General features: G+C 58.3%; 15 protein-coding genes. 7 read left to right on the top strand and 8 right to left on the bottom strand.

What is annotated here, in order from left to right; genetic code table 11:
- Nucleotides 1-17: 17 nt before the first annotated feature.
- Together A7J50_RS20945 and A7J50_RS20950 are read left to right on the top strand one after the other, a co-directional pair.
- Complete coding sequence (locus tag A7J50_RS20945) at nucleotides 18-1,529, top strand: purine-cytosine permease family protein (protein ID WP_064453524.1); 1,512 nt, start codon at nucleotides 18-20, stop codon at nucleotides 1,527-1,529.
- 35 nt (nucleotides 1,530-1,564) lie between these two features.
- Nucleotides 1,565-2,947 (top strand): sodium:solute symporter, encoded by a 1,383-nt coding sequence (locus A7J50_RS20950; protein ID WP_064453525.1) that lies wholly within the window; start codon nucleotides 1,565-1,567, stop codon nucleotides 2,945-2,947.
- Between the two features lie 97 nt (nucleotides 2,948-3,044).
- On the opposite strand, the gene A7J50_RS20955 is transcribed toward A7J50_RS20950, so the two are convergent.
- The 3 genes from A7J50_RS20955 to ptrR form a co-directional block, all read right to left on the bottom strand.
- The gene (locus A7J50_RS20955) at nucleotides 3,045-5,126 is read right to left on the bottom strand and encodes an FAD-dependent oxidoreductase (protein ID WP_064453526.1); all 2,082 of its coding nucleotides are present in this window, start codon (nucleotides 5,124-5,126) and stop codon (nucleotides 3,045-3,047) included.
- 535 nt (nucleotides 5,127-5,661) lie between these two features.
- Entirely contained in the window at nucleotides 5,662-5,784 is a 123-nt protein-coding gene (locus tag A7J50_RS32110; protein WP_256347311.1) for a PA1414 family protein, read from the bottom strand.
- A 142-nt stretch (nucleotides 5,785-5,926) separates the two neighbouring features.
- Complete coding sequence (gene ptrR, locus A7J50_RS20960) at nucleotides 5,927-6,820, bottom strand: putrescine utilization regulator PtrR (RefSeq protein ID WP_064453527.1); 894 nt, start codon at nucleotides 6,818-6,820, stop codon at nucleotides 5,927-5,929.
- A 103-nt stretch (nucleotides 6,821-6,923) separates the two neighbouring features.
- On the opposite strand from ptrR, the gene A7J50_RS20965 reads away from it, so the two are divergent.
- Nucleotides 6,924-8,141 carry an MFS transporter gene (locus tag A7J50_RS20965; protein ID WP_064453528.1) on the top strand — a complete coding sequence of 406 codons (1,218 nt, stop codon included), beginning with the start codon at nucleotides 6,924-6,926 and terminating at the stop codon, nucleotides 8,139-8,141.
- Here A7J50_RS20965 and A7J50_RS20970 read toward each other — a convergent pair.
- The 3 genes from A7J50_RS20970 to A7J50_RS20980 all read right to left on the bottom strand — a co-directional run bounded on the left by A7J50_RS20970 (nucleotide 8,053) and on the right by A7J50_RS20980 (nucleotide 10,981).
- Complete coding sequence (locus tag A7J50_RS20970) at nucleotides 8,053-9,495, bottom strand: NCS1 family nucleobase:cation symporter-1 (protein ID WP_064453529.1); 1,443 nt, start codon at nucleotides 9,493-9,495, stop codon at nucleotides 8,053-8,055. The genes A7J50_RS20965 and A7J50_RS20970 overlap by 89 nt on opposite strands.
- A 198-nt stretch (nucleotides 9,496-9,693) precedes the next feature.
- Entirely contained in the window at nucleotides 9,694-10,092 is a 399-nt protein-coding gene (locus A7J50_RS20975) for a DUF2177 family protein (protein ID WP_064453530.1), read from the bottom strand.
- Between the two features lie 52 nt (nucleotides 10,093-10,144).
- Entirely contained in the window at nucleotides 10,145-10,981 is an 837-nt protein-coding gene (locus tag A7J50_RS20980; RefSeq protein WP_017134857.1) for a S1 RNA-binding domain-containing protein, read from the bottom strand.
- 322 nt (nucleotides 10,982-11,303) lie between these two features.
- On the opposite strand from A7J50_RS20980, the gene A7J50_RS20985 reads away from it, so the two are divergent.
- The 3 genes from A7J50_RS20985 (at nucleotide 11,304) to A7J50_RS20995 (ending at nucleotide 13,347) form a co-directional block, all read left to right on the top strand.
- Nucleotides 11,304-11,483 (top strand): hypothetical protein, encoded by a 180-nt coding sequence (locus tag A7J50_RS20985; RefSeq protein ID WP_003193095.1) that lies wholly within the window; start codon nucleotides 11,304-11,306, stop codon nucleotides 11,481-11,483.
- A 208-nt stretch (nucleotides 11,484-11,691) separates the two neighbouring features.
- Nucleotides 11,692-12,414 (top strand): TorF family putative porin, encoded by a 723-nt coding sequence (locus tag A7J50_RS20990; protein WP_064453531.1) that lies wholly within the window; start codon nucleotides 11,692-11,694, stop codon nucleotides 12,412-12,414.
- Between the two features lie 66 nt (nucleotides 12,415-12,480).
- Nucleotides 12,481-13,347, top strand: coding sequence for a DUF6279 family lipoprotein (locus A7J50_RS20995; protein WP_064453532.1), 867 nt, complete (start codon nucleotides 12,481-12,483; stop codon nucleotides 13,345-13,347).
- A 104-nt stretch (nucleotides 13,348-13,451) separates the two neighbouring features.
- Here the strand turns inward: A7J50_RS20995 and A7J50_RS21000 are convergent, their stop codons facing one another.
- The gene (locus A7J50_RS21000) at nucleotides 13,452-13,841 is read right to left on the bottom strand and encodes a hypothetical protein (protein ID WP_064453533.1); all 390 of its coding nucleotides are present in this window, start codon (nucleotides 13,839-13,841) and stop codon (nucleotides 13,452-13,454) included.
- A 155-nt stretch (nucleotides 13,842-13,996) separates the two neighbouring features.
- Here A7J50_RS21000 and A7J50_RS21005 point away from each other — a divergent pair, with 155 nt between their 5' ends.
- On the top strand, nucleotides 13,997-14,272 hold the full coding sequence (locus tag A7J50_RS21005) for a hypothetical protein (protein ID WP_064453534.1): 276 nt from the start codon (nucleotides 13,997-13,999) through the stop codon (nucleotides 14,270-14,272).
- 49 nt (nucleotides 14,273-14,321) lie between these two features.
- Here the strand turns inward: A7J50_RS21005 and A7J50_RS21010 are convergent, their stop codons facing one another.
- Nucleotides 14,322-15,668, bottom strand: coding sequence for a DEAD/DEAH box helicase (locus tag A7J50_RS21010; protein ID WP_064453535.1), 1,347 nt, complete (start codon nucleotides 15,666-15,668; stop codon nucleotides 14,322-14,324).
- Between the last annotated feature and the right edge of the window lie 189 nt (nucleotides 15,669-15,857).

Below are 15,857 nucleotides of genomic sequence, written 5' to 3' on the forward strand. Positions count from 1 at the left end.
TGTGATCGGAGCTGATCATGAATAATAAAAACAACGAAAACAGTATTCGCAAAATAGAAACCAACGGGGTCGAACAGATCCCGGACCATGAACGCACCGCCAGCCCCAAGGATCTGTTCCGACTGATCTTCGGCGGTGCCAACACCTTTGCCACCGCCGTGCTGGGCGCGTTCCCAGTGCTGTTTGGCCTGTCGTTCCAGGCCGGCGTCTGGGCGATCGTGCTGGGCGTGCTGGTGGGCGCACTGATCCTGGCGCCCATGGGCCTGTTCGGGCCGATCAACGGCACCAATAACGCGGTGTCTTCCGGTGCGCACTTTGGTGTGCACGGGCGAATTGTAGGCTCGTTTCTGTCGCTGCTGACGGCGATTGCCTTCTTCTCACTGTCGGTGTGGAGTTCGGGCGATGCGCTGGTCGGTGGTGCGAAACGTCTGATCGGCCTGCCGGAAACCGACCTGACCCTGGGCCTGGCTTACGGCGTGTTCGCCATGCTCGTACTGACCGTGTGCATCTACGGCTTTCGCTTCATGCTGTGGGTTAACCGCATTGCGGTATGGGCGGCGAGCCTGCTGTTCCTGCTGGGGATCTTCGCCTTTGCACCGGCGTTCGACAGCCACTTCGCCGGCACGGTCGCCATGGGCCAGACCGGTTTCTGGGCCGCGTTCATCGGCGCAGCACTGGTAGCCATGAGCAATCCGATTTCCTTCGGCGCGTTCCTCGGTGACTGGTCGCGCTATATCCCGCGTGAAACACCGAAAATGCGCATCATGTTGGCCGTGGTTGCCGCCCAGATCGCCACCTTGATCCCGTTCCTGTTCGGCCTCGCCACCGCGACCATCGTGGCCATCAAGGCGCCGGACTACATCGCGGCCAACAACTACGTCGGCGGGCTGCTGGCCGTCGCGCCTACCTGGTTCTTCCTGCCGGTGTGCCTGATTGCGGTAATCGGCGGCATGTCCACCGGCACCACGTCGCTGTATGGCACGGGGCTGGACATGTCCAGCGTGTTCCCGCGCCTGCTGTCACGGGTCAAGGCCACGTTGCTGATCGGGGTGATGTCGATTGCCTTCATCTTCATCGGACGTTTCGCCGCCAACCTGGTGCAAAGCGTGTCGACCTTTGCCGTGCTGATCATCACCTGCACCACACCGTGGATGGTGATGATGATCATCGGCCTGATCGTACGCCGAGGCTTTTACTGCCCGGATGACCTGCAGGTGTTTACTCGCGGTGAAACCGGCGGCCGCTACTGGTTCAGCCATGGCTGGAACTGGCGCGGGCTGGGCGCCTGGATCCCGAGCGCACTGGTGGGCCTGTGCTTCGTCAACCTGCCGGGGCAGTTTGTCGGGCCATTGGGCAACCTTGCCGATGGCATCGACATCAGCTTGCCGGTGACGCTGGGGCTGGCCTCGGTGGTGTACCTGACCTTGCTTCGCATGTTCCCGGAACCGGCTGCCGTCTACGGCCCAGCCGACCCTCGCAGCAAGCGCATGGATGCGCGCGTTAAACCGGCGCTGCAACAAGCCGCCTGATCGCCCATAAAAACGATAATCGGAGACCCGCCGTCATGGCTTTGGATTTATTCGTCGTACTCATCTACGCCGCCGGCATGCTCGTGCTCGGCTATTACGGCATGCGCCGCGCCAAGACCCACGAAGACTACCTGGTAGCCGGTCGCAACCTGGGCCCGTCGCTGTACATGGGCACCATGGCCGCCACCGTGCTGGGCGGTGCATCCACCGTCGGCACTGTGCGCCTGGGTTATGTGCACGGCATTTCCGGGTTCTGGCTCTGCGCCGCGCTGGGCGCCGGGATCATTGCGCTGAACCTGTTCCTGGCCAAACCGTTGCTGAAGCTGAAGATCTTCACCGTTACCCAGGTCCTGGAAAAACGCTACAACCCCATGGCCCGCCAAGCGAGTGCGGTGATCATGCTGGCCTACGCGCTGATGATAGGCGTGACCTCGATCCTGGCCATCGGCACCGTGCTGCAAGTGCTGTTCGGCCTGCCGTTCTGGGTGTCGGTGCTGTTGGGCGGTGGCGTGGTGGTGGTGTATTCGACCATCGGCGGCATGTGGTCGCTGACCCTGACCGACATTGTGCAGTTCGTGATCAAGACCGTCGGGCTGATGTTTATCCTGCTGCCGATCTGCCTGTACCGCGTCGGCGGCTGGGACCAACTGGTGGCCAAGTTGCCCGCGTCGAATTTCAGCTTCACCGAAATCGGCTGGGACACGATCATCACCTACTTCATGATCTACTTTTTCGGCATCCTGATCGGCCAGGACATCTGGCAGCGGGTATTCACTGCCCGTGACGAAAAGGTCGCCCAGTACGCAGGCACGTTCGCCGGTTTCTACTGCATTCTTTACGGGCTGGCGTGCGCGTTGATCGGGATGGCGGCGCATGTACTGCTGCCGAACCTGGACAACGTCAACAATGCCTTCGCCGCCATCGTCAAAGCCTCGTTGCCGGATGGCATTCGCGGCCTGGTGATTGCTGCCGCACTGGCCGCGATGATGTCCACTGCCAGCGCCGGCTTGCTTGCAGCATCGACTGTATTGACCGAAGACCTGCTGCCGCGTTTGCGGGGTGGCAAGCAGTCCAGCCTGAATATCAACCGTCTGTTCACGATGTTGACGGGTATTGCCGTGCTGGGTATCGCACTGGTGGTCAATGATGTAATCAGCGCCCTGACCCTGGCCTACAACCTGCTGGTGGGCGGTATGTTGGTCCCGCTGATGGGGGCAATTTTCTGGAAGCGTGCAACAACGTCGGGGGCTATTGCGTCCATGACCTTGGGCTTCGTGACCGCGCTGGTGTTCATGTTCAAGGATGGGCTGGATGCGAACACGCCGATCTATTACAGCCTGGCGGCCGGGCTGGTGAGTTTTGTGGTGGTGAGTATGTTGTCGCCACGGCCGGACGCATCGGTGGCTCGGGCGGTTTGAGCTATAAAATAATTTAGAGCGGTTTCTTCAGCGGGTGCGACGTCGGATGTCGCACCCGTTTTTTTATTCAACGCTGGACTTTTAGCTATCCCGGCCTTTAAGCGGGCGCTCTTGCGCAGATGAGTTCCTGGACCAAAGAGGCCCATACCAATCCCTGTGTTGTGCCTGCGGCATACGTCGCCCCAGCCACAATTCGATTGTAAGCGGACCAATAAACGATTGAGAGCCCATCTACAGTGCCGGGCCTGGCACATTCGATAACTTGCAGGTCGCCCCTTTCGATTGCCCTGCGGTAGGCGTTTGGAAAGTGCCGAGCAACAGCGGCCAGACAGGCCGCCAGTATTGACGCCTTATTCTCCGGTGAAGAATCGGCCGGCACCTGCCCGCCTGAGACCAGAATGAATTCCCCGTCCAAGCGGCAATTCATGACGCCGATTGGCAGATCGTACTGCAGCTTGAGCCCGCGTATGCCGGCACCTTCATCACCCACAGCGCGCAGCTTGAAAAACCAGCCAATGATCGCGACCGCCTCCGGCTCCTCGACGCCCATGGCAGTGACGACGAAGTGTTCTCGGCTCAGATCAGCAATTTGAATCGGGTTCAGGCGCTGGGGCAGGAATTGAACCCCCGAGCGCTGCAAAAGCGCCTCTATTTCATCTTTTAGCGGGACAAATTCCAGATCGTAACCCGATACCTCAATCGCTCGACCGATGCCAGGCATTGCGTAACGTGCCTGAAATTGCAGTTGATTAATCTCTGCAAGTTCACCTCCCGGCTTGCCACTCGGCCAGGGTCTGTTTTCAATATCGCGTTGCTCGCGGATAGCGGCCTCTATACCCGTGGCGTCGTCCCTATAGGCTCGTACAATCCGCGACCGCGCGAATCGTGCCAGGGACGGGTTGTCGGCCAGGAGCTTTTCAAACAATTCAATGCCTGCGCGATTGCACTCGACGGCCAAATACTGATTACCGGGCGTTAGATAATCGTTATTCAGCGGCTTTGCGGTGGTCTCCGTTGCTGACAGATGGCGCATGTTCACCTGCTTATGACTGGCGCCATCGCTCTGCTGATTCCCTCCGAATACCGTGACCTGATAATTGGCCAGGCGAAGCATCACGGCTTGGAGAAGGCCGTTGATACCTCTGCCGATGATCGACACCCGTGGCGCCCCGGCATACACCTGCTGAGAGGGGATCATCAGAGACTGTGCAAGCTTGCGGCTGACCAGGCCACGCAGGGCAATCAGGCTCAGCTGAACCGCGACCGCATAGTCAAGGTCGCGATTGCAGGCTTGCGTGGTTGCTGCCTGTGTAGTCAGTGTCGCCGGCTTGCACCACGTGGAGACACTACAACCGAGTGCTTGTGTGCGAATCCGAAACGCATCCAATGTTGCAGGCCCGTAGTCCAATACGAGCTGGATGTCTTGCGCCGTTGCCAGCGCCTGCAAAGCATCATCGCTAAAGACACCCGGCTTGGCGACACAGACCAGGCGAGCTTGTTTGTGCATGCACTGGATCAGCGCCCGATCAATACGATGAGCGGATTCGTCATTCAGGGATACGCATACGGCGACAGCACAAGCCCCTTGCAGCGCCTCAAGCCAGTCTACGAAAAACGACACTCTGGATTCGGAACTGGCGTTCCCGACAGTGTCCGGCGTTCGACCGAATCGCCCCAACACCTTAATCCGAACATTCGGGTCTCGATCAAGTAACAACTTGACGAGCGCCTTTCCCACATTGCCGTACCCCAGCACACAGACTTCATGGGGTATGGAGCCATCAGACATTGTCAGCCAGTGTGCGATATAGGCAGCAACATGCGGTGCATTGACCCCTGGCGTATTAACTACCCGAATGTTATTGGCGTGGCATAGATCCAACCGCACCTTATCCAAACTCGTCCCTCTGCGGACCAGATAGAGCTCCCCAAAGGGATGGGATGTACGCCATTGGTCAATAACCTCTGCATCGATAGTCTGGTCTGCGACGATGAGCATGGATGGCCGCAGGAGCCCGATCTGTAAGAGCAGAGCTTGCCGGGTTAATGTCGGAGGGAAGAACACCACGTTGCGCGGGGCGTCCGCCTTCCAACCTTTCGACACCGGTGCGATATGTAAAATAATCTCGGTGGTGGCGATGAGCGACGTGGTAACTGGCGGAACGGAAGAGAGCACCATGCTTGTCTCCAACAATTCTGACTTAGCGCCTCGGGCATCTAGATCTTCACAAGTAAAAAATCGCAAAAACCCTGAAGTTTGCTATTCATGCTTGGGTACTTTTCAGGAGAGGGTAGAAACGCAAACGCTACAAATATTCCCCTGTCGGAGCTCAACCTACGCGTATGTTTAGAACTAAATAAGCCAGCCGTTTCTGATAGCCACGCAGTCCAATTTCCACACACGAACGCAATGCCTGACTGACGTGCGAGTATTGGACGACCGTGTGGATCACCCTGGCGATTGAATTGGCGATTTGGTTGTCGCGCCGGCCAGCAGTGTCGGTGGCGCAGGCGACTTGGGGGATACGGGATTTAGAGCGATTTCTACAGCGGGCGCGACGCGAGATGTCGCAGCCGTTTTCTGTGCATTGCGCAAAAATACTGTGGGAGCGGTCTCAATCGCGAATGCGGCGCACCAATCAACTTTTTATCGACTGATACAGCGGATTCGCGAGCAAGCCCGCTCCCACACTTAAGCTGAGTCGGCCGAATGCTTAGCGGCGACGCGGACGGCGCTGCTCGTCATCCGTGCGAATTGGCACCGGTTGCAGCGGAGGCTCTATCAAGCCGAGCGCGACGCCAACGTCATGGAGCCAGTTCTGGATTTTCTCTTTCATGGTTGCCCCCTTTGCGGGTAATGCGGGTCGGCGGGAATTCTGTCGCCTTTTCCTACAGTGATAGTAGCCCTAAGTCCTACGTAATGCTTGAACGAAACCACAACGAACTATTACTGAATTGATCCAAATCATCCCGGATCGTTCAAGCAATCGCGCGCGCGTCCTGCAAAAACCCGGCTTTACCTTCCTGTTGCAGGTCAATCCACGCATTGAGGTTAGCGCCGAGCATACCCTTTCGCCACATCAGCCAGGTCGTCGCAGTAGCAAAAGGCCCTGTCAGCGGATGAACGGACACGCTGTCCTTGCCCGGCAAGCTGTCGAGCATGGATTCGGACATCAATGCCACGCCGGAGCCCGCGATCACACAGGCGAGCATGCCTTGGTAGGACTCGATCTCGATGGCCCGCCCCATGGCCACGCGCTCGTGGGAAAACCAGGTTTCCAGGCGCGTGCGGTAGGCGCAACTGCGTCGGAAAGTGAACACCGAGCGGCCGGCAACATCCTGCGGCCCGCGCACGGGTGGGTGATCGGCTTCGCAAATGATCACCAGGCGCTCTTCGCACAGCGGCACCCCGTCCAGCGTGGCGATGGTCAGCGGGCCATCCACCAACGCCGCGTCCAAGCGCCCGGTAATCAAGCCCTCCAGCAGTTCACCACTGGGCGCCGACTGCACTTGCAGGTTCACCATCGGATAAGCCTTGTGATAGCGCGCCAGCAACTTTGGCAAATGAATCGCGGCGGTGCTGTACATGCTGCCCAACACAAAATCGCCGGCCGGCTGACCGCCTTGAACGGCGCCATGGGCCTCATCGTGCAGCGCGATCAGACGGGTGCTGTAGTCCAACAACACTTTGCCGGCAGGAGAAAGCTGCAACCGCTGGCGCTCGCGCACAAACAGGTCCACGCCGAGCTGCTCTTCCATTTGCTTGAGCCGTGTCGACAGGTTCGACGGCACACGGTGCAGGCGCTCGGCCGCACGGGTGATGGAGCCCTCTTCCGCCACGGCCTGGAAAATGCGCAATTGACTGAACTCCATACCTTTCTCCAAAACTGAACAAGTTACTCACTATTATTCATTTTTACAGAAAGTCAATCCGCTTTAGCCTGAAGGTCTTCGCTTCCTTGCAGGAAACCTGAACATGTCACCGCTGATTCGCTTACTCGCCAGCTTTATCGCCCTGATGATGGCCATGGGCATTGGCCGTTTCGCCCTTACGCCGCAGATGCCGCATTTGCTCAGCGAGGGGCAGATCGACCTGACCGGCGCCGGGCTGATTGCCGCTGCCAACTACCTGGGCTACTTCGTCGGTGCGGTGGATTCGATTTTTGCCCGTAGCCATCATCATGTCCGCGGGCGTCTCTATGGCGGGCTGTGGTTGTGCGTACTGCTGACGCTGGCGTCGTATTGGGCGCATGGGTTCTGGCCCCACCTGCTGCTGCGCTTCGGGACGGGGGTCGCGAGTGCCTGGGCGCTGGTGATGATCACCAGTTTGAGTCAGCCGCTGGCGATTGCCGCCGGGCGCCCACGCCTGGGTGCCTTGGTATTTGCCGGGCCGGGGCTGGGGATTTTACTGACTGGTTTGCTGGCCCTGGGCTCGAACTTGCTGGGGCAAAGCTCTGCCACGCTGTGGCTCGTCTATGGCGTGGTGGCACTGGTCATGCTGCTGGCAATTCTGCCGTTCTTGCCTCAGCCGACTACCACGGTTGCTCCCACCTCCAGCACGGGCAGCAACGAAAGCATCGCGCATTTGTGCTGGATTTATTTCCTGTACGGCCTGGGCTACATCATCCCGGCGACCTTTCTGTCGCAGATGGCCAGCGCGCAATTCCAGGGTGCGTGGCAAGCCGATCTGTTCTGGCCGTGCTTCGGCCTCGCTGCCGCAATCGGGGTCGTGGTGGTGAGCTTGCGCCGGCATCACCCACACACCACCCGTCGATGGCTGATGACCACCCTGTGGCTGCAAGCAGCTGGCGTGTTCGCCTGCTTGCTGGGCAATGGCTGGGGCCTGGCGCTGGGAGTATTGCTGTGCGGTACGCCGTTCCTGGCGTGCATGATGCTGGTGATGCAACGCTTGCGGGACGTCGCGCCCCACGGCTACCAGCGCAGCACCGGCTTGCTGACGGCGAGCTTCGCCATCGGTCAATTGAGTGGGCCGTTGCTGGCCTCGGTGAGCAGTCATCTGAGCGGCGGCCTGCAACCGGCGCTGGTGATTGCAGGTGCAGGCCTGTTGGTGGCGGGCGCGGTGTTACTGCGCCCTGCCGCTGCTGTCAGCCAGCAACCATTGGCGCGGGCAGGCGAACCTGCTCTCGCCGCGCCAGGATCAGGAAAAACAGCCCACCCAGGAAGCAACCGGTAAACCAGGCAAAGTTGGCCATGCCCTGCAACGCCGGCGTGAACGTGATCGCAACGCCCACCAGCGTCGCCGCTAGCAGCGCTTTGACCGCCGTCCAGTTCACGCCGCCATCGAAGTAATAGCGCCCGCTCGGGCTGTCATCAAATAGGGCATCCACATCGATTTTCTGTTTTTTGACCCAATAGAAATCCACCAACAGGATTCCAAACAGCGGCCCGATAAAGGCGGCGAGGATATCCAGGGTGTAGTGGATCATCAGCGGGTTATTGAACAGGTTCCACGGCGTGATAAAGATCGAGGCCACCGCCGCGATCATGCCACCGGCACGCCAGCTGATTTTGCTCGGCGCAACGTTGGCAAAGTCAAACGCCGGAGAAACGAAGTTGGCGACGATATTGATGCCGATGGTCGCCGTCACGAAGGCAAAGGCACCGAGTAGCACAGCCATGCTGTTGTCGATGCGCGAAACGGTGGCAATCGGGTCGTGCAGCATTTCGCCAAACACCGGCAAGGTGCCCGAAACGATTACAACCGTCACCAGCGAGAATGCCAGGAAATTCACCGGCAACCCCCAAAAATTGCCGCGTCGCACGTCCTGCATGCTGCGGCAGTAGCGGCTGAAATCACCGAAATTCAGCGTAGGCCCCGAGAAGTAAGACACCACCAGCGCCGTCGCCACAATGACTTGGCCAAAAGCCTGCCAGCCTGACAGGGATTTTTCCGCAAGGGTAAAGCTGATATTCGCCCAGCCCGCCTTCCACACAATCCAGCCAGCCAGGGCAAACATCACCGCATAGACCACCGGCCCCGCCCAGTCGATAAAGCGGCGGATGGATTCCATGCCGGCCCAGAACACAGCGGCCTGCAACACCCATAAGCTGAGGAAACCAAACCAGCCCAAATAGGACAGACCTGCGAAATGCGGTTCTGCGTACACCGCCATTTGTGGGAAGAAGCGCAGCACCACGATGATCAAGGCACTCGACGCCAAGTACGTTTGAATCCCGTACCACGCCACTGCGATCAGGCCGCGAATCACCGCCGGAATGTTCGCACCGAACACCCCAAAGGCCAGCCGGCAGATGACCGGATACGGCACTGCAGCTTGCTGGCTCGGCTTGGCAACCAGGTTGGCGATCAGTTGCACAATGCAAATACCCGCGAGCAAGGCGATCAACACCTGCCAACTGGCCAGCCCAAGGGCGAACAGGCTGGCGGCGAATACATAGCCGCCGACGCTGTGCACGTCGCTCATCCAAAAGGCGAAAATGTTGTACCAGGTCCACTTTTGCGGCAGTGGGCCCAAATCCTGGTTGTACAGGCGCGGGCTGTAGCCGTTGGGCAATTGTTCGGTCATCGCTGGGCTCCTCGAAATACCGGCCTGCGCTTCCGTAACACGGTGCATACGGAAGGCGGCATGGTTTGTATACGAGGCATTCAGCAGAATGCGTGCCAATGGCACACAATCCCTCTGAAATTGCGTCCCAAAGGGGTTCAGCGTGGATTAAAGACGGGGACTCCGCTCAGCAACGGTGCACATAAATCCTGTACACAATCAGTGGTGCACCCGATGTGCACACAGGTAGCCGACAGTGCAGCATGCGGCCGTCAGAAACATGCCCCAGGCCATGTCCATGATCGCCAGGCCCGCGGACCAGCCTTGCAACGTGGCCCAATTGCTCAAATCGTAGGTGCCATAGGCGACCAACCCAAGCAAGGCACCGAGGCGCGCAGCACGCTGCCAACTGGCGCTTGGCAGGACTACAAACACCACGCAACCGATGACATAGAGCAGATAGAACAACACGGCGGGCAACAGGCGCGGCTGATCAAGCATCAGCGAACCCAGCAGGGACTTGTAGGTCGGGCCCATGAGGACGCCGAGCCAGAAGCCGTCGAGCACCAGGAAAGCCAGCAAGGTGCCGAGATAGGCGAACAACGATTTTTTGGACATTCACACCACCTCTGCAGGAGCACATTTGCTCCTACAGAAGAGCAAACCCCACTCAGCTTAGTTCAATGCGGTCGGCATGAATCACAATCTGACCCTGCTTGTAGAGCGCACCAATGGCCTTCTTGAAGTTGCCTTTGCTGACGCCGAACAAGTTGCTGATCACTGCCGGGTCGCTTTTATCGCTGACCGGCAAGGTGCCGTTGTTTTCACGCAATTTGGCGAGGATTTTCGAGTTCAGGCTGGAGGCCGCTTCCTGGCCGACCGGCTGCAGACTCAGGCTGATGTTGCCATCGGCACGAATCTCTTTGATAAAGCCTTTCTCTTCCTTGCCCGGGCGCAGGAACTTGAACACTTCGTTCTTGTGGATCAGGCCCCAGTGCTTGTTGTTGATGATCGCCTTGAAGCCCATGTCCGTGGCTTCAGCCACCAGCAGATCGACTTCCTGGCCTACCTGGTAGTTGGCAGGCGTCTTGTCCAGGTAGCGGTCCAGCCGTGCAGTGGCGGTGATGCGCTTGGTGTGCTTGTCGAGGTAGACATGCACGACGCAATATTCCCCGGCGGTCAGCTGACGTTTTTCTTCCGAATACGGCAGCAACAGATCCTTGGGCAAACCCCAGTCGAGGAATACGCCAATGCTGTTGACTTCGACTACTTTCAAACTGGCAAATTCGCCGACTTGAACTTTCGGCTTCTCAGTCGTCGCGATAAGTTTGTCATCGCTGTCCAGATAAATGAAAACGTTAAGCCAGTCTTCATCTTCACTGGGAATATCTTTTGGGATATACCGGTTGGGCAAGAGGATTTCGCCATCTTGCGCACCGTCCAGGTACAAACCAAAGTTAGTGTGTTTAACCACTTGCAAGCTGTTGTAGCGCCCGACTAAAGCCATTTCCAAATACCCTCGTTACGTGGGCAGCATTCTACCCGAGTTGCGCTCGGCACGCGCGTTCCCCTGAAAAATCGAGGGCTGGCGTGGCGTTTTACTGGCAGCGCCCCGCTCGTCTGATCAATCATTTCAATTTCATCGGGGACGAGCGGCCATCCGCCCTATGGTTTCCAGTTAAAACAGTAAGTTAGGGGGTTATTTCAACGCCAAACTTTGGCTGAATATGAGCGCACCCATTATTCCCGGGGGATATTTACCAAGCAATTGTCAAGTATTTCCTGTACGATGCCTGGCCAAGTTAATTTTCTACAGGTTAGTGGCCGCCATGCGCGTAAAAGCATCCAACAGCAAAGCAAAGCCAGCTCCAGCCGTTGAAACCAGCGAATCGATCAACAGCCAGATTGCTGCGTTCCTCAAGTCCGGCGGTGAAATCCAGCAAATTGCCAAGGGCGTGAGCGGCCAGACTTTCGGCCCGTCCAAGCAGATCAGCCTGGGCAAGAAGTAACACCCGCGCATTACACCTGGTCCCTAAGCGTCTTGTCCTCAAGGCGCTAGGACTAGAGCCCGAGACACCCTTTCTGCATCACACCGTATTGCGCTAATCGACGAACGGGGCTCACCGCCCAGCTTTCGCCGGTATGCTTGCACACGTCTAGTACGGGCATCTGCCCGATTTCCTCTGTCACTGCTCCTCGCTTTTCATGGAGTGAAGCATGCTCAAGCCCTGCTTTTTTCTGATCGCTGCCCTTGCGGCCAGCCCCTTTGCGCAAGCGCAGATTTTTCAGCGCGAGTTAGGCGATTTCGACCTGAAATTGGGCACCACACCAAGCCGCAGCATGGCCCAGGGTCTGGTCAAACCCACCTCGCCCGGTAGCGATTCGTTCCACGGCGGGTTGGACCTGAGCCACAACAGCGGCGTGTATTTCGGCCAATTCTCACCGAACATGGGGCTGTCATCAGCCAACAACCTCGAAGTCGATTCCTACATGGGCTTCAAACACCCCTTCGACCAAACCCTGGGCTATGAAGTGGGCATGATCCACTACAGCTACCCCAAGCTCAGCCCTCTGGACAGCCAGGAGTTCTATGGCGGCCTGAACCTGCTGGGCAATCGCTTCGGCGCCTCCTTCAGTAACGACCCAGACCGCCAGGACAGCACGCTCTTTGCCGATCTCGGCGGTACGCAACCCTTCGGCATCGGCGTCAGCATGAAGTACACCACTCATCAACTGGGCACCCCGGCGTCGGTGGAGGGTGGCTCCATCAGCAGCTTCAGCGACTGGTCGGTACAATTCTCCCGCGCCTGGAAGGGTGTCGACTTGGACTTGATCTACAGCGACTCCAGCCTCAGCGGCGGAAGCTGCTCAGCCTACTCAGGACACAATTCGCAATGCGATGGCCTGTTGACCTTGAAGGCTGTGCGGTCGTTTTATTGATGGGCTGAACTGTCGCGCACCGCGCAGGTTCACATGCACTAACCCCATCTGCGCAAGGACCTGCCCATGCTGCGTCGGCTCAAACTTCTGGTGGTACTGCTGACCTTGAGCCTGGTACTCGCCGGCTGCAATCGTGTAGGCCTCGCCTACCGCAACCTGGACGTGATTATCCCCTGGACCCTCAGCGACTACCTGGACATGCATGCCGGGCAGAAGAGCTGGTTCAACGACACACTCAAGCAACACCTGGCCTGGCACTGCACCACGCAATTGCCAGGCTACCTGGACTGGCTTGATCGCCTGCAACAGATGGTCGACAACAACCAGGTCACCGATGCCGCGCTACAGGCCCGTACCGTCGAAGCCAAAGAAGCGATTGCTGAAGTGGCGCGGCAAATCACGCCGTCAGCGATCGAATTGCTCAAAGGCCTGGATGATCAACAGGTCAAGGACATGAACGACGCCCTGGCCAAGGACCTGCGCAAACGCCAGGACGAATACCTCAAGCCGCCACTGGAACAGCAGATCAAGGAACGCGCCCAGCGCATGAGCAAACGCCTTGACGCGTGGATGGGCCCGCTCAGCGCCAGCCAGCAAAACCGCGTCACCGCCTGGTCGATTGCGCTGGGTGAGCAAAATGAGCAGTGGATCGGCAACCGCGCCCGCTGGCAGGCGCAATTTATCGCCGCGGTGCAGCAACGCCAGAGCGCCGACTTCCCACAGAAAATTGAGCAATTGCTGGTGGATCGAGAGAGCCTCTGGCCCCCGGAATACCGGGTCGCCTATGCCCAGACTGAAGCAGCGGCACGCAGCCTGATTGTGGATTTGATGGCTGAAAGCACCGTGCAGCAACGGCTTAAGCTGACACAGAAGATCGATAGCGTACGCAACGATTTCAAGGCACTCAAATGCCTCAAGGCTACCGCCATTTAAAATGTGGGCTTGCTCGCGAAGGCCGTTGTTCAGTCGATCTATCGTGTGACTGATTCACCGCATTCGCGAGCAAGCCCGCTCCCACATGGGCCTGCGTAGTGCCTTTAAGCAATCTGCGCCTTCGAAGCTACTTCATCAAACGTCGCCGGCTCCAGCGCATCCGCCTGCTCATCCAACACCTGACGCGGGTGGTCATTGCCCGGAATCGAACTGTCGATCAGCGCCAGCAGTTGCGCACCTCGCGCAGTCAAAATGAAGTTCTCACCGTTGCCGCCCTCTTCCTCGGGGCGCGATTCAATGAACTCACGCTTGAACAACAACGCCTCATAGTCGGCAGCGGTCTTTTTAAGCGTGTCCAGATTGCCGGTGGACTCGCCTGCAGTCGCCTTATCGGCAGCCTCCTGCTCGGCATATTTGCGCGGTGCAAAGCTGCCCTCGCCATTCTGCACTTCATGCAGCAGACGTTCGATCAAATCCCAGTTGTAAGTCGTCATCCTGATTCCTCCTGCAGGCCGTTGGAAAAGTAGCCCGTCTAAAGGTGTGACATGCCCCGTGACTGGCCGTTCAGCCGAATGGACGGGCGTCATTTCTCTGAACTTTCCAGACGTTCGCCCCCTCAACTGAACACCACTGCCAAGGACGTCCGACCATGAAAACCCTGAAGAACCTGGCCATCGCCGCCACGTTGATGACCGCCCTGCCCGTTTGGGCGTGCACACCGGAAGAGGCCACGGCGAAACGCGAGCAACTGGCACAGGAAGTGACCAAGCTCACGAAGCAAAACCCCACCAAGGCCAAAGAAATAAATGCAGAGCTGCAGAAAATGGATATGGACACGACCGCTGCCGATTTACCCGACAAATGCCAATTGATCGATCAACGCCTGAAAGACCTCGACGAAGCCGCCGCCAAGACAAAAAACTGAAGGCATAAAAAAACCGGACATCGTCCGGTTTTTTCATATCAACGCAACCTTACTCGGCAGCAGGCGCTTCTGGCTTGCGACGCTTGAGCGGCGCCATGCCGTCCTTGCTGACGAGCGACAGGTTGTCGGTCTTCGGCCGATTGGCGATCTTGCGCTTGGTCGGCGACTTGGCGCCGGCCTTTTTCTTGTCGCCCTTGGCATCGACTTTTTTCTTCTTCACGCCGACGGCTTTGCCCGACGCCTTGACCTTCTTCGGCCCGGTGTAAGTGCCTTTGACTTCCTTGATGGTGCGGCGCTCGAACGACTGCTTGAGGTAGCGTTCGATGCTCGACATCAGGTTCCAGTCGCCGTGACAGATCAGCGAGATCGCCAGGCCATTGTTGCCGGCACGCCCGGTACGGCCGATACGGTGCACGTATTCGTCGCCGCTGCGTGGCATATCGAAGTTGATGACCATGTCCAGGCCATCCACGTCCAGGCCGCGGGCAGCAACGTCGGTGGCCACCAGGATTTTCACGCCGCCGGCCTTGAGACGGTCGATGGCCAGCTTGCGATCCTTCTGGTCTTTCTCACCGTGCAGCACGAATGCCTTGTAGTCCTGCGCGACCAAGCGACCGTAGATACGGTCGGCAGCGGCGCGGGTATTGGTGAATACGATGGCTTTTTGATAGGTCTCGTTGGCCAGCAGCCAGTTGAGGATCTGTTCTTTGTGCACATTGTGGTCGGCCATGACGATCTGCTGGCGCGTGGTCGCGTTCAGATCGCTGACGTTGTTGACCTGCAAGTGCTCAGGATTGTTCAGGACCTTGGCAACCATGTCGCGCAGGGTCGAACCGCCGGTGGTGGCGGAAAAGAGCATGGTCTGCTGGCGATTGACGCACTCGGCCACCAGGCGTTGCACATCGTCGGCAAAGCCCATGTCGAGCATGCGGTCGGCTTCGTCGAGTACCAGTACTTCGACTTCCTTGAGGTCAAGGTTGCCGGCATTGAGTTGCTCGATCATGCGGCCTGGGGTGCCGATCAGAATATCTGGCACTTTGCGCAGCATCGCGGCCTGGACCTTGAAGTCTTCGCCGCCGGTGATCAGGCCGGACTTGATGAAGGTGAACTGCGAGAAGCGCTCCACTTCCTTCAAGGTCTGTTGGGCCAGCTCACGGGTCGGCAGCAGGATCAGGGTCTTGATGCTGACACGGACTTTGGCCGGGCCAATCAGGCGGTTCAGAATCGGCAGGACGAAAGCGGCAGTCTTGCCACTCCCGGTTTGAGCCGTCACCCGCAGGTCACGCCCTTCGAGCGCGAGCGGGATGGCCGCTGCTTGCACAGGCGTAGGCTCGACAAATTTAAGCTCGGCCACGGCTTTGAGCAGGCGTTCGTGCAGGGCGAATTGGGAAAACACGGGTGCTACCTCGAAGAAATACAAAATATCAGCTGCATAGGGTAACGGTTTCGGGCGTCCAAACCGAGTTTCTTTACGCGAACAGCGCGAATCAGCTGCTTTTTTGTTAAGACATTTGTCCGTAAAACCAACTTTGTTGCACTTAAATGCTCTAATCGGCCCGTGTTGTCTTACAGAAGAATCGGTTTC

The organism is Pseudomonas antarctica (genome assembly GCF_001647715.1).
Taxonomy (GTDB): Bacteria; Pseudomonadota; Gammaproteobacteria; order Pseudomonadales; family Pseudomonadaceae; genus Aquipseudomonas; species Aquipseudomonas antarctica_A.

What these genes read in the sequence shown, in the direction of transcription:
- A7J50_RS20945 (WP_064453524.1), top strand. Translation starts at nt 18, where the DNA reads ATGAATAATAAAAACAACGAAAACAGTATTCGCAAAATAGAAACCAAC.
- A7J50_RS20950 (WP_064453525.1), top strand. Translation starts at nt 1,565, where the DNA reads ATGGCTTTGGATTTATTCGTCGTACTCATCTACGCCGCCGGCATGCTC.
- A7J50_RS20955 (WP_064453526.1), bottom strand. Translation starts at nt 5,126, where the DNA reads ATGGTGCTCTCTTCCGTTCCGCCAGTTACCACGTCGCTCATCGCCACC.
- A7J50_RS32110 (WP_256347311.1), bottom strand. Translation starts at nt 5,784, where the DNA reads ATGAAAGAGAAAATCCAGAACTGGCTCCATGACGTTGGCGTCGCGCTC.
- ptrR (WP_064453527.1), bottom strand. Translation starts at nt 6,820, where the DNA reads ATGGAGTTCAGTCAATTGCGCATTTTCCAGGCCGTGGCGGAAGAGGGC.
- A7J50_RS20965 (WP_064453528.1), top strand. Translation starts at nt 6,924, where the DNA reads ATGTCACCGCTGATTCGCTTACTCGCCAGCTTTATCGCCCTGATGATG.
- A7J50_RS20970 (WP_064453529.1), bottom strand. Translation starts at nt 9,495, where the DNA reads ATGACCGAACAATTGCCCAACGGCTACAGCCCGCGCCTGTACAACCAG.
- A7J50_RS20975 (WP_064453530.1), bottom strand. Translation starts at nt 10,092, where the DNA reads ATGTCCAAAAAATCGTTGTTCGCCTATCTCGGCACCTTGCTGGCTTTC.
- A7J50_RS20980 (WP_017134857.1), bottom strand. Translation starts at nt 10,981, where the DNA reads ATGGCTTTAGTCGGGCGCTACAACAGCTTGCAAGTGGTTAAACACACT.
- A7J50_RS20985 (WP_003193095.1), top strand. Translation starts at nt 11,304, where the DNA reads ATGCGCGTAAAAGCATCCAACAGCAAAGCAAAGCCAGCTCCAGCCGTT.
- A7J50_RS20990 (WP_064453531.1), top strand. Translation starts at nt 11,692, where the DNA reads ATGCTCAAGCCCTGCTTTTTTCTGATCGCTGCCCTTGCGGCCAGCCCC.
- A7J50_RS20995 (WP_064453532.1), top strand. Translation starts at nt 12,481, where the DNA reads ATGCTGCGTCGGCTCAAACTTCTGGTGGTACTGCTGACCTTGAGCCTG.
- A7J50_RS21000 (WP_064453533.1), bottom strand. Translation starts at nt 13,841, where the DNA reads ATGACGACTTACAACTGGGATTTGATCGAACGTCTGCTGCATGAAGTG.
- A7J50_RS21005 (WP_064453534.1), top strand. Translation starts at nt 13,997, where the DNA reads ATGAAAACCCTGAAGAACCTGGCCATCGCCGCCACGTTGATGACCGCC.